Raw genomic sequence first — 12,567 nt, 5'->3', positions numbered from 1 at the left:
CCCGTCCTACAGCCCTTCCGCCACCGACGCGGCGATCTTCAGCCAGGCGTCCCGGGTGGCGGAGGAGAGCTGCCCGTACCGCAGCGGCTCGCCGGTGTCGATGAGCCGCTCGTACGGCGCCAGCAGCACCGCCCGGGTCCGCGCCGCGAAGTGGGCCTGGATCGCGGGCAGGTCGATCTCCTTGCGCGACGGCGGCATCGAGACCACTGTGACCGCCTGCCGGACCAGCCGCTGCCGGCCGCTCTGCTCCAGGTGGTCGAGCATCCGCGCGGCGGTCTCGGCCGAGTCGTTACGAGCCGACATGGTGACCACGAGCTGGTCGGTGGCGTCCATCGCGGCCTGCCAGTTCTGCGCCCGGACGTTGTTCCCGGTGTCCACGAAGATCAGCTTGTAGAAGCGGCTGACCACCTCGCGGATCTCCGCGAACGCGGCGGCGGTGAGCATCTCGCCGCCGGTCGCCGACTCGTCCGAGGCGAGCACGTCGAACATGCCCTCGCCCTGCGAGCGGACGTACTGCGACAGGTCGCCCACCCGGCCGTGCGGCCCCTGGAACTGGGCCAGGTCGCGCAGCATGTCCCGCACCGTACGGGCGTGGAAGTCCTGCTGGGCCCGCATGCCGAGAGTGCCCTGGGTCTCGTTGTTGTCCCAGGCCAGCACGTATCCGCCGCGCTTCTGCCCGAACGTCATGGCGAGCAGCAGGATCGCCACCGTCTTGCCGGCGCCGCCCTTCGGGTTGACGACTGTCACCTGGCGCAGCCCGCCGAAGTTGCGGCGGACCATCTCGATGTCGCGCTTCATCTCCTGCTCGTGCCGCCCGGGCGCGAGCCGGACCAGCCCGATCTTGTTCACCACCGCGCGTACGCCCATGGTGGCCACCGGGTCGACCGGCCGGGCCTGGCGGCGGCGGGCGAAGTCCTCGGCGGTCGGGGGCACCGCCTGCTGCGGCGTCCAGCCCTGCTCCGGGTGGGGCGCGCCCGGCTGAGGCGGCGGTGGCGGCACCACCGGGCCGGACACCGGCGCCTGCGGCGGCATCGGGCCGCCCGGCTGCGGCGCGCCGGCCTGGGGCGTCCAGCCGGGCGGCGGGTACCAGCCGGGCTGACCAGGTTGCGGCTGGTACGCGGACGGCGGATAGCCGTTGCCGTACGGGGACGGCTGCGCCGGCACGCCCGGCGACGGCGGGAACGGCCCGAGGCGGGGCGTCTGCTCGGGCGCGCCCGGCCCTGCCGGTCCCGTACCGGAGTCCGGCGACGGCTGCGTCCCGGCGACAGTGGCGCGGCCGGACGCGATGCCGTCCTCGGGGAGGGCGTCAGGCGGCGGGGGCGGTGCCACGGTGGCCCGGCCGGAGGCGGCGCCGCCGGCGGAGAGTGCCTCGGGCGGGGGCGGCGCCACGATGGCGCGGCCGGACGCGTTGCCGTCGGCCTCCGCTGACTCGGACGGCGGAGCCGCTGCCTCGGTGGGGAGCGGGTCCGGCGTGGTGGCGGAGTCCGACCCGGCCCGCTGTGGCGGCTGTGCCCACGGCGAGGTGGCCCGTCCGTTCCCGGTGCCCTCGCCGGCGGTAGCCGTTCCGGCAGTGCCGGAGGTGGGCGTGGTCGCCGGGGCGGGCGCCGCCTGCGTACCGGGCACCGCCGGTGAGCTGGATGCCGCCGGTTCCGGCTGGGCCGGTGACGGGGCGGAGGTCGCCCGGTCGAGCGTGAACGGCAGGTCCATGTCGACCGCGGGCGCCTGGGGCGCCGGGACGTCCGCGGCCGGCGGCGTGGGAGCGTCGGCGGGCGGGAGCGGCCAGGGCACCGACGCCCACGGCGGGATCGTGGCCGCCGCCGCGTCGGTCTCCTCCGGCGGCCAGAGCGGCTCGACGTCCCGCTGCGGCACCTGCGGCCGGCCCGGTACGTGGGCCCGGTCGTCGTTCTCGTGCACCACGGTTCCTCCCCATTCCTTCCGCCGAGGATAGGCGGTCCGGCCAGCGCCGCGAGCCGGGTGGGGATCGACCGAGGTCAGCCCGTCCAGACCGCCCAGGCGCCCGGCTCGGTCCACCAGGAGCGCTTACGGCTCAGTTCGCCCTCGACGCCGTCGTCGAGGAACGGCACCTTCTCGTCGCGGGGCACCACCGCCACCGCGCGTCCCCGCGCCCGGCGTACCTCCAGCCGGACCTTCTTCCGGCCCAACGCCGACCGGGTCACCACCGGTACGGCGACGCCCACCGTCACCCGCCCGTCGGCCGGATCCGGGCCGCCCAGCAGGTCCACCTCACCGAGGCGCGCGTACCCGCCCGCGTTGCCGATCGCGCACGCGGTGATCGGCTCCGAACCGTCGCTGAGCACCGTGCCGTCGACCTCGACCCGGGCCCGCCAGTGCAGCGGACGGCCCGCGTCGTCGGCGGCGCCGAGCAGCGCGCCGTCCAGCGTCACCGAGCCGCCGTCGTTGCGCAGCAGGTCGAGCCGCCGGGCGGTGCCGTCCAGCACCGCGGCGGCCACACCCGCCGGATCCCGGGGCAGCCCGAGCTGCGCGGCCAGGTCCCGCGCCGTCCCGGACCGGGCCGGATCGAGCGGGAGTACGCCGACAGGGGGCAGGTCGGGCACCGTACGGTCGTCGGCGAGGTCCGCGGGACGGCGGCTCGGCGGCGGAGCGTACCGGCGCACCAGCCGGCGCAGGACGGCGCGCAACTGACCGTCACTCGCCGTGGCGACGATCAGCCGGGTCTTGCCGTCGGAGTCCGGCCAGGTCAGGCCGTCGGCGCGCGGCGGGCCGTCGAGGCGGGCCAGCACCTCGTCGATCTCGGCGTCCGACCGGGCGGTCACGGTGGTCACCCGGGCACCCCGGGCGGTCAGCTCGTCCGCGCAGGCCAGCACCGGTACGCGCGGCGTCTCGCAGCGCTCCTCGCCGGTCTCGGCGGCGGTGTCGTCCGCGCCGCCGCAGCAGGCGCCGCCGCTGCCGCAGCCACCACCGGGAGCGTCCCGCTCCGAGCCGAGGGTGAGCAGCACCACGTCGTACACGAAGGAGCCTCCTGCTTCTCGACCAACCCCTGCTGGTCCCGCCGTCACTACTTGTTAGCCTGACACCCCGGGCTCGCTGACCGGTCGCCACCTGGCACCCGAGCCTTCTGGAGGCGAGAAGATGCCAGCGATCGTGCTGCTCGGCGCCCAGTGGGGCGACGAGGGCAAGGGCAAGGTTACCGACCTGCTGGGTGAGCGGGTCGACTACGTCGTGCGCTACTCCGGCGGCAACAACGCAGGCCACACGGTGATCACGCCGGACGGCCAGAAGTACGCGCTGCACCTCATGCCGTCCGGGGCGCTGTCACCGAGCGCGATGATCGTGATCGGCAACGGCGTGGTGGTCGACCCGAAGGTGCTGCTGCAGGAGATCGACGGGCTCGCCGAGCGCGGCGTGGACGTGTCCCGCCTGCGCATCTCCGGCGACGCGCACCTGATCATGCCGCACCACCGGGCGCTGGACCGGGTGGTCGAGCGCTACCTGGGCAGCTCCCGCATCGGCACCACCGGCCGGGGCATCGGCCCCGCGTACGGCGACAAGGTCGCCCGGATGGGCATCCGGCTCCAGGACCTGCTCGACCCGGGCATCCTGCGCAAGAAGCTTGAGCTGGCGCTCCGCGAGAAGAACCAACTCCTGTTCAAGGTCTACAACCGCAAGGCGATCGACGTCGAGGAGACCGTCGAGGAGTACCTCCAGTACGCCGAGCGGCTGCGCCCGTACATCGCCGAGACCCGGGTGATGCTCTGGGACGCGCTCGACCGCGGCGAGACCGTGCTGCTGGAGGGCGCCCAGGCCACCATGCTCGACATGGACCACGGCACCTACCCGTTCGTCACCTCGTCGAACCCGACGGCCGGTGGGGCGTGCGTGGGCGCGGGCATCCCGCCGACCGCGATCACCAAGGTCATCGCGGTGAGCAAGGCGTACACGACGCGGGTGGGTTCCGGCCCGTTCCCGACCGAGCTGTTCGACGACAACGGGCAGCACCTGCGCAAGGTCGGCCACGAGTACGGCACCACCACCGGCCGGGAGCGCCGCTGCGGCTGGTTCGACGCCGTGGTGGCCCGGTACGCGTGCCGCCTCAACGGCGTCACCGACCTGGTGGTCACGAAGCTGGACGTGCTGACCGGCCTCGCCAAGGTGCCGATCTGCGTCGGGTACGAGATCAACGGTGAGCGTTTCGACGACATGCCGATGACGCAGACCGACTTCCACCACGCCACGCCGATCTACGAAGAGCTCGACGGCTGGTGGGAGGACATCACCAAGGCGCGGACCGAGGACGAGCTCCCGGAGAACGCCCGCCGCTACATCGCCCGCATCGAGGAACTGACCGGCACCCGGGTGAGCGTGGTCGGAGTAGGCCCAGGCCGAGAGGAAAACGTCCTCCGCCACCCCCTCCTCCCTTAACCCCCTCCCACCCCACCCACCCACCCTCCGCCCGCCACCCACCCCGGACCACCCCGTTGATCATGAAGTTAGCGGCCGTTTTGTAGATCCACATCGCCGCTAACTTCATGATCGACGGGGCGAGGGCGAGGGTTGTCCACAGGGCGGGGTGGGTTGTCCACAGGGGCTTCGCGTGGGTGGGGTGCGCGGGGACGCTCGGTGGGTGGAACGGGCTTGGGTGATCCGGCAGATCGCGAGTGACCAGGGTGGCGTCGTCACCCGTGCGCAGGCGCTCCGGGCCGGCTACAGCCGGCACGAGATCGACAACCTCCTCACCTCGCGTCGGTGGCGGCGGCTAGCCCGCGCGACGTACGCCGTCGAGCGCACCGGGCCCGACGGCGTGGAACGGCGGCGGCAGATCCGGGCGGCGGTCCTGTCGCTGGGCCCGGAGGCGCACGCCGTCCTCGGCACCGCTGCCGAGCTGCACGGGATCGCGGGGCTGCCGAGGACGGGCGCGATTCACGTCGCGGTCCCGGGTCGCGCGGCCCGGCCGTCCCGCGTCAGGGATCCTGCCGTGACGCTGCACCAGTTCGAGCATCCCGAGCAGGCGCTGACGACCGTCGACGGCATTCCGGTGACGGCTCCCACGCACACGCTTGCGGAACTCGTCCTCCGGGTGCGTCGCTACGTCGCGGTGGCCCTGCTCGACTCGGCGCTCAATCAGGGGCGGATCACCGAGGAGGAGTTCGGTGCCATCCCCGTCCTGATCGCGGGGCGGCGGGGCGTGGTGCATGCGCGTCGTCACCTGGCTGAGGCGAACGGCGCCGCCCAGTCGCCGCTGGAGACGCGTACCCGGCTGCGGTGCGTCGACGGAGGCATCCCGCCGGACGCCCTTCAGATCGAGGTACGCGACGCCGACGGTTATCTGCTCGGCGTCGGCGACATGGGCTGGCGGGCTGCCCGGGTGATCGCGGAGGCGGACGGAAGTGGTCCGCACTCCACGCCCGATGCGCTCTTCGACGACCGGCAGCGGCAGAACCGCCTGACCAACGCCGGCTGGACCGTCCTCAGGTTCACCTGGCCCGACACCCTCCGCCCCGACTACATCCCCCAGGTCGTCCGCGCGGCGCTGGCCGCAAGGACCCGGCGTTGACCATGAAGTTGACGGCGATGTCGATCTCACATCCTGCCGTCAACTTCATGATCGACGGGGTGGGGTGGGGTGGTCAGTAGGATGCCGGTCGTGCGCGTACTTCTTGTGGGTGGTGGTGGGCGGGAGCACGCTCTCGCGCTCGGACTCGCCGGTGACCCGGCTGTCGAGGCGCTCGTCGCGGCTCCGGGGAATCCGGGGATCGCCGCGGTGGCCGAGCTTCGGGAGGTGACACCCACCGACCCGGCGGCAGTGGCGGCCCTCGCCGTCGAGGTCGCGGCCGACCTGGTGGTCATCGGGCCGGAGGCGCCGCTGGTAGCGGGCGTCGCCGACGCGGTACGCGCCAAGGGCATCGCGGTGTTCGGCCCGAGCGCGGAGGCGGCCCGGCTGGAGGGCTCGAAGACGTTCGCCAAGGACGTGATGACCGCCGCCGGTGTGCCGACCGCCCGCGCGTACACCTGCGAGGACGCGGCTGCGGTGGCGCACGCGCTGGACGAGTTCGGCGCGCCGTACGTGGTGAAGGACGACGGGCTCGCCGCCGGCAAGGGCGTGGTGGTCACCGACGACCGGGCTGCCGCCGAGCGGCACGCGGCGGAGTGCGGCCGGGTGGTGATCGAGGAGTACCTGTCCGGTCCCGAGGTCTCCCTGTTCGTGGTGACCGACGGCGAGGCGGCGGTGCCGCTGCTGCCGGCGCAGGACTTCAAGCGGGTCGGCGACGGCGACACCGGGCCGAACACGGGCGGGATGGGCGCGTACGCGCCGCTGCCGTGGGCCCCGCCGAACCTGGTCGACGACGTGATGCGCGACGTGGTGCACCCGACGCTGGCGGAGCTGCGCCGCCGGGGCACCCCGTTCGCCGGGCTGCTCTACGTGGGCCTGGCGATCACCCCGTCCGGCCCGCGTGTCATCGAGTTCAACGCGCGTTTCGGCGACCCGGAGACGCAGGTCGTGCTCGCCCTGCTGGAGACGCCGCTGGGCGGGCTGCTGCACGCCGCCGCCACCGGCACGCTCGGCGCGCACCCGCCGCTGCGGTGGCGCGACGGCGCGGCGGTCACCGTCGTGGTGGCGGCCGACGGCTATCCGGCGGGCCCGCGTACCGGTGATGTGATCACCGGCGCGGACCGCGCCGGGATCATCCACGCCGGCACCCGCCGGGACGCCGACGGCACGTTGCGGTCCGCCGGCGGCCGGGTCCTCTGCGGTACGGCGACCGGGCCGGACCTGGCTGCCGCTCGCGACGCCGCCTACGCCCTGGTACGCGACGTGGAGCTGGCCGGTTCCCACCACCGCACCGACATCGCGGCGGCGGCGGTGGACGGCCGGATCACGATCCCGGGCTGACCGTCCCGCGCCGGCGGCCGGCCATCCGGTTGAGCACGTTCGCCGTGGCCCGCTCGATGCGTGGGTCGCGGTGTCCCTGCCGGTCCAGGGCCAGCGTCCAGCCGAGCGTGCCGCTGGCGAACACCACGGCGCCGCGTGCCGTCTCGTAGACGTGGCTGCTCTGGAGTCGCCGGCCGCCCTGCTGCGCCGGGTACGGCGACGAGCTGAGCGTGGTCCCGGCGGGCCGGGCGAGGGCGGCGTGCAGCCCGTCCGCCTCGCCCGCGACCACGCCCGGGATGCGGTCGCCGTCGGCGACGCCGGTGCCGGACCACACCCAGTTGTCGGCACCGCGCACCACGAGCGGCTGCGGGGTCAGCACGATGCCGTTGTACTGCACGCCGAGCAGCGCCTGTTCCGGCCGGTCGAGGTCGCGCCACGTCACAGTCGGGTCGCCGGTGCCGGCGCCCGGGTCGGGGAGCGTCTTGGCGCACTCGACGACGCGTTCGGGGCGGCCGTCGGCGGCGGGCCGGACGCGGGCGTGCCAGTAGACGCTGTTCGCGCCGAGGAACGCGAGGCTGGTGCCCCCGTCCAGGCCGACCTCGGTGGCGCGGCGCATCTCGGCCGACCAGTACTCGTCGTGCCCGCAGAACACCAGGCCCCGGTACCGGGCCGGGTCGAGTCGCCCGGAGTGCAGGTCGAAGCTGGTGGCGTAGCTGACGTCGTAGAGGTTGCGTTCCAGCCACCGGACCGCTGCCTCGTCGCGGTCGAAGTGGGTGGGCCGGCCCGCGTCGGCGTACGGGCGGTCGAACGAGACAGCGCGTGCCCGCAGCGCCGGGTCGCGCCGCCCGTCGGTCCGGTAGCCGTTGTAGAGGCTCTTGCCGACCCGCCGGTCGCGCGGCCACTGGTTGTACGCCTGCCAGGTGGTCACCGGCAGCACCACGCAGAGCGCGGCCGGGCGCCTGTCGTCGCGCACCACGAACGGCGTGCACGCCCGCCAGCCGCCGGCCGAGGTGAAGACCGCCTGGTAGAGGCCGGAGGTCCAGCCGTGCGGGACGGGCAGGCGCCAGGACACCGGCCACCGGCAGTCGAGCGCACCGGTGTCCGGGTCGGCGACCGGTACCGGTTGCGGCTCGCCGCGCAGCTCGGGGCTGGTCAGCATCGTGCGGGCGCCCGCGCCGTCGTACCAGCCGATGCGGTGCACGCTGATCCGGAACCGGCCGCCCGGGTTGACGGCGACGTGGAAATCGATCACCCCGCCGGGGGCGACGCTCGTCGTCGAGGCGTACCCCTGGATCTGACGCCGCCGGTCGTCGGCGGCCCGGCCGCCGTGCTCGGGCCACCACGGCTCACCGGCGGCGCGGTTCTCCCGCTCGACGGGCGGAACCGGCCAGCGGGTGGGTGGGTCGTCGGGCCGGCCGTGGACCGGGTCGAACGAGCCGAGCGCGGCGGCGGACGCGCCGCCGACGAGGAGGCCGAGCGCGGTACGCCGCCGAAACCGGTCCATTGTGGTGCTCCCCGTTCCCCGTCCGGTCGGGAGACAAGGTAGCACCGGCGGCCGGCGCTGTCTGTCCGTTGTTGATCAATCGAAGTAGCGGCGCAGCTCCCGGGTGAGCACCTTGCCGGTGGCGTTGCGCGGCAGGTACTTGACGAACACCACGTCACGGGGCACGGAGAAGCGGGCCAGGTAGCGCCGGACGTACTCGCGGACCGCCTCCGGGTCGAGCGTCTCGCCGGCCCGCAGCGCCAGGAACGCGGCCAGCCGCTGACCGTAGTCGGGATCCGGTACGCCGATCACCGCGACCTCGCGGACCTGCGGCAACCGGGCGATCAGGTCCTCCACCTCGGACGGGAAGACGTTCTCGCCACCCGAGACGATCATGTCGTCGGCGCGGCCGTCGACGAAGAGCAGTCCGTCGGCGTTGAGCCGGCCCAGGTCGCCGGTGTCGAGCAGACCGTCGCGGCTCTCCCGGCCGGCGCCCGAGGTGTAGCCCTCGAACAGCATCTCGTTGCCGACGAAGATCCGCCCGACCTCGCCGTCGCGGACCGGCCGGCCGGTCTCGTCCAGGATGGCCAGCCGGGTGCCGTGCGGCGGCCGGCCCGCGGTGGTGGGCGCGGCGCGCAGTTCGGGCGGGCCGGCGATGGAGGCCCAGGAGACCTCGGTCGAGCCGTAGAGGTTGTAGAGCACGTCGCCGTACCGGTCCATGAAGGCGGTGGCCAGGTTGCCGGGCAGCGCGGATCCGCTGACCGCCACCACCTTGAGCGGCGGCCGGGGCTGCGGCGGCGCGACCTCCATCAGCCGTTGCAGCATCACCGGTACGGCGAACATCGCGTCGCACCGCTGGTCGACGAGCGCGGCGAGCGTGGCGGCCGGGTCGAAGCGCCGGTGCAGTACGACCGTGGCGCGCAGCGCGAACGAGACCTGGAGTGCGGCGTACCCCCAGGTGTGGAAGATCGGCGCGGCGATCATCACGGTGTTCTTCGCGTGCAGCGGGATCCTGTCGATGATGGACACCAGCGGGCCGAAGCCGTGCGGGGTGGGCCGGCGGGCGCCCTTGGGTGCGCCGGTGGTGCCGGAGGTCAGCACTATGGTGCGGCCGTCGCGCTCCGGCGGCTGGAGCTTCTCCCCGGGTACGGCGGCGGCGATCAGCTCCTCCTGCCCCCGCTCGTCGACCCGGTGCAGCTCGGCCGGGAGGCCGAGGACGCGCTCGGTGAACTCGCCGTCGTGCACCAGGACGCGCAGGCCCTGTTCCTCGGCCACAGTCACCAGTTGCGCGGCGGACAGGCCGGTGTTGACCAGGACGGCGTCCGCGCCGAGCAGCATCGCTGCGACTATCGCCTCGATCAGGCCGTGGTGGTTGCGGCAGAGCACGCCCACCCGGTCGCCGGTCTGCACGCCGAGGTGGGAGCGCAGCGACCGGGCCAGCCGCTCGGAGCGGTCGAGCAGTTCCTGGTACGTCATGGTGGCGCCCTGCTCGTCGACCACAGCGACGCGGCCGGGGTCGCGGGCGGCGGCCTGGCGCAGCTCCCCGGCGAGGCTCCAGCCCCACCGGCGCAGCGCGTTGAGCTGGGAGACCACGCGGATCGGTCCGCCCGGGGCGAGCAGTCCACGTCGGGTCAGCGTGGCGGCGATGAACGGCAGGTCCAAGGCGCAACTCCTTCGCGTTCGTGGTTCGTCGACCAGGCTCCGGACGGTCGGGCGTCCGGTTCGGCATGATCTTGTGCCCGATCGCGGTTCGGGTCGGCCCGGGAGCGGCGGCCCGGCCCGCGACGGCACGAGGCGTCACGGGTCGGGCCGCGGCCCGCCGGCGGTCAGCGGATCTGCATCCCGGAGATGGCCCGGGAGATGACCAGCCGCTGGATCTCGGAGGTGCCCTCGAAGATGGTGTAGATCTTGGCGTCCCGGTACCACCGCTCCACCGGGTGGTCGCGCAGGAAGCCGGCGCCGCCGAGGAGCTGGACCGCCTTGTCGGTCACCGAGACGGCCACCTCGCCGGCCTTGAGCTTGGACATCGAGCCCTCACCGGCGGTGAACGGCCGGTTGTTGCGGCCCATCCAGGAGGCGCGCCAGACCAGCAGCCGGGCCGCGTCGATCTCCATCTTCATGTCGGCGAGCGCGAACGCGACCGCCTGGTTGGCGATGATGGGGCGTCCGAACTGGACCCGCTCCTTGGCGTAGTCCAAGGCGTACTCGTAGGCGGCGCGGGCCACGCCGAGCGCCTGCGCGCCGACTGTCGGGCGGGACAGCTCGAACGTCCGCATCGCCGCCTGACCGGAGGCGCGCTGCCCGGACCGGGCACGGGCCAGACGCTCGTCGAGCGCGTCCTTGCCGCCGAGCAGGCAGCGGCCGGGCACCCGGACGTCGTCGAGGAAGACGTCCGCGGTGTGCGAGGCGCGCAGCCCCAGCTTGCGCAGCTTGCGGGTGGCGGTCAGACCGGGAGTGCCAGGGGGTACGACGAACGCGGCCTGGCCGCGCGAGCCCAGCTCGGGCTCGATCGAGGCGGTCACGACGTGCACCCCGGCGATGCCGCCGTTCGTGGCGTACGCCTTCTGGCCGTTGAGCACCCACTCGTCGGTGGCCTCGTCGTAGACGGCGCGGGTACGCATCGAGCCGACGTCGGACCCGGCCTCCGGCTCGCTCGTGCAGAACGCGGCCACGGCCGGGGAGTCGACGTCGCCGAAGCACTGCGGCACCCACTCGACGAGCTGCTCGGGGGTGCCGGCGCCGTAGATCGCGGCGACCGCGAGGGAGGTGCCGAAGATGCTCAGGCCGATGCCGGCGTCACCCCAGAAGAGTTCCTCGCTGGCGATCGGCAGGGAGAGGCCGGTGGGGTCGGCCCAGCAGGTGGCGAGGAACTCGAACCCGTACAGGCCGACCTTCGCGGCCTCCTGGATGATCGGCCAGGGGGTCTCCTCCCGGGCGTCCCACTCGGCCGCGGCCGGGCGCACGACCTCGGCGGCGAAGCCGTGCACCCAGTCGCGAAGGTCCCGCTGTTCCTCGTTCAGGTCGAGCGAGAACTCGGCCATGTCAGGCCTTGGGGATGTCGAACAGGTTGGCGATGTTGGCGGCCAGGCCCAGGTCGCCCTTGGCCTTCAGCTTGCCGGTCATGAACATCATCACCGGGTTGGCGCCACCGGAGACGATCTTCAGGAACTCGACCGGGCCCATGGTGAGGCTCAGCTTCGGGTCGCGGGTCGCGGTCTCCGAGACGGTGCAGGTGCCGTTCTCGATGACGATCTCGTAGGTGTCGGTGCCACCGTCCGGACGGCCGGTGATGTTCCAGTGGATGACCGCGTTCGTGGCACCGGCGCGGTCGGCGCGGAACAGCGTGGGCATCCGGTTGAAGACCTCGCTGAGGATCTTGCCGCGCGAGTCGCCGGACATGATCTCGTTGATCTTGGCGTCCGGCGTGGACTTGACCAGCTGCGCGAATTCCTTCGGGCCGACGTTCGCGAAGTTGGCCGGGTCGAAGTCAGTCATGGGGGATTGCACCTCTCGGGCGGGGCCACTTTGGTTACTCTGGCGTAACCTTACGCACGGGTAGGTATGCTCGCAAGGGTGTCCAGCACGCCGACCTTCAAGCGCCTCCCACGCGCCGTACGCGAGCAGCAGATGCTCGACGCGGCGGTGAAGGTGTTCTCCCGCCGCGGCTTCCACGCCGCCAGCATGGACGAGATCGCCGACGACGCCGGCATCTCCAAGCCGATGGTGTACGCCTACCTCGGCACCAAGGAGGAACTCTTCATCGCCTGCCTGCACCGGGAGAGCACCCGGATGATGGAGGCGATCGCCGGCGCCGCCGCCCCCGACCTGCCCGCCGACGAGCGGCTCTGGCGCGGGCTGCGCGCGTTCTTCGGCTTCGTCGGCGCACACCGCGACGGCTGGGCGGTGCTCTACCGGCAGGCCCGCGGCTCCCAGCCGTTCGCCGCCGAACTCGCCGCCATGCGTGACCGGCTGGTCGAGGTGGTCGCCGGGATGCTCGACCACGCGCTGCGCGCCTCCGGCCGCGAGGTCGGCGCCACCGACCTGGAGGTGGTCGCGTACGGGCTGGTCGGTGCCAGCGAGTCGCTCGCCGACTGGCTGGCCGACCACCCCGAGGCGGACGCGGGGAAGACCGCGACGCGGATGATGAACGTGGCCTGGCTCGGCGCCGACCAGCTCCTGCGCGGCGTCACCTGGCACCCGCCTACGGCGTAAGGAAGGGCCCCTTCTTAACGCC

At 73.4% G+C, this 12,567-nt stretch carries 10 protein-coding genes; 4 read left to right on the top strand and 6 right to left on the bottom strand.

The window, feature by feature from the left end; all coding sequences use genetic code 11:
• Positions 1-6: 6 nt before the first annotated feature.
• Both SM452_RS15290 and SM452_RS15285 read right to left on the bottom strand, forming a co-directional pair.
• Positions 7-1,917 carry a MinD/ParA family ATP-binding protein gene (locus tag SM452_RS15290; RefSeq protein WP_463840130.1) on the bottom strand — a complete coding sequence of 637 codons (1,911 nt, stop codon included), beginning with the start codon at positions 1,915-1,917 and terminating at the stop codon, positions 7-9.
• 74 nt (positions 1,918-1,991) lie between these two features.
• Complete coding sequence (locus SM452_RS15285; RefSeq protein WP_357209571.1) at positions 1,992-2,990, bottom strand: diacylglycerol kinase family protein; 999 nt, start codon at positions 2,988-2,990, stop codon at positions 1,992-1,994.
• A 121-nt stretch (positions 2,991-3,111) separates the two neighbouring features.
• Between SM452_RS15285 and SM452_RS15280 the strand changes: the two genes are divergently transcribed.
• The 3 genes from SM452_RS15280 (at position 3,112) to purD (ending at position 6,871) form a co-directional block, all read left to right on the top strand.
• The gene (locus SM452_RS15280) at positions 3,112-4,401 is read left to right on the top strand and encodes an adenylosuccinate synthase (protein WP_013473426.1); all 1,290 of its coding nucleotides are present in this window, start codon (positions 3,112-3,114) and stop codon (positions 4,399-4,401) included.
• A 202-nt stretch (positions 4,402-4,603) separates the two neighbouring features.
• Entirely contained in the window at positions 4,604-5,533 is a 930-nt protein-coding gene (locus SM452_RS15275; RefSeq protein ID WP_463840129.1) for a type IV toxin-antitoxin system AbiEi family antitoxin domain-containing protein, read from the top strand.
• A 90-nt stretch (positions 5,534-5,623) separates the two neighbouring features.
• Positions 5,624-6,871, top strand: a complete 1,248-nt coding sequence (gene purD, locus SM452_RS15270) for a phosphoribosylamine--glycine ligase (RefSeq protein WP_463840128.1) — start codon at positions 5,624-5,626, stop codon at positions 6,869-6,871.
• On the opposite strand, the gene SM452_RS15265 is transcribed toward purD, so the two are convergent.
• From SM452_RS15265 to SM452_RS15250, 4 genes are all read right to left on the bottom strand, one after another.
• A complete protein-coding gene (locus SM452_RS15265; RefSeq protein ID WP_355512263.1) occupies positions 6,855-8,354 on the bottom strand; it encodes a N,N-dimethylformamidase beta subunit family domain-containing protein in 1,500 nt (499 codons plus the stop codon). The genes purD and SM452_RS15265 overlap by 17 nt on opposite strands.
• A 75-nt stretch (positions 8,355-8,429) precedes the next feature.
• Positions 8,430-9,995 carry an AMP-binding protein gene (locus tag SM452_RS15260; RefSeq protein ID WP_262012781.1) on the bottom strand — a complete coding sequence of 522 codons (1,566 nt, stop codon included), beginning with the start codon at positions 9,993-9,995 and terminating at the stop codon, positions 8,430-8,432.
• Between the two features lie 164 nt (positions 9,996-10,159).
• Positions 10,160-11,374 (bottom strand): acyl-CoA dehydrogenase family protein, encoded by a 1,215-nt coding sequence (locus SM452_RS15255; RefSeq protein ID WP_355512265.1) that lies wholly within the window; start codon positions 11,372-11,374, stop codon positions 10,160-10,162.
• A 1-nt stretch (position 11,375) separates the two neighbouring features.
• Positions 11,376-11,828, bottom strand: coding sequence for an SCP2 sterol-binding domain-containing protein (locus SM452_RS15250; RefSeq protein WP_262012779.1), 453 nt, complete (start codon positions 11,826-11,828; stop codon positions 11,376-11,378).
• 78 nt (positions 11,829-11,906) lie between these two features.
• On the opposite strand from SM452_RS15250, the gene SM452_RS15245 reads away from it, so the two are divergent.
• Positions 11,907-12,545: a TetR/AcrR family transcriptional regulator gene (locus SM452_RS15245; RefSeq protein ID WP_262012778.1), complete on the top strand. Its 639-nt coding sequence runs from the start codon at positions 11,907-11,909 to the stop codon at positions 12,543-12,545.
• Positions 12,546-12,567 lie beyond the last annotated feature (22 nt).

It is taken from the genome of Micromonospora sp. SYSU B005, assembly GCF_055362685.1.
Note: the sequence above shows the minus strand (reverse complement) of the source record. Positions and strands in the feature narration are given on the sequence as shown.

What these genes read in the sequence shown, in the direction of transcription:
- SM452_RS15280 (WP_013473426.1), top strand. Translation starts at nt 3,112, where the DNA reads ATGCCAGCGATCGTGCTGCTCGGCGCCCAGTGGGGCGACGAGGGCAAG.
- SM452_RS15265 (WP_355512263.1), bottom strand. Translation starts at nt 8,354, where the DNA reads ATGGACCGGTTTCGGCGGCGTACCGCGCTCGGCCTCCTCGTCGGCGGC.
- SM452_RS15255 (WP_355512265.1), bottom strand. Translation starts at nt 11,374, where the DNA reads ATGGCCGAGTTCTCGCTCGACCTGAACGAGGAACAGCGGGACCTTCGC.
- SM452_RS15250 (WP_262012779.1), bottom strand. Translation starts at nt 11,828, where the DNA reads ATGACTGACTTCGACCCGGCCAACTTCGCGAACGTCGGCCCGAAGGAA.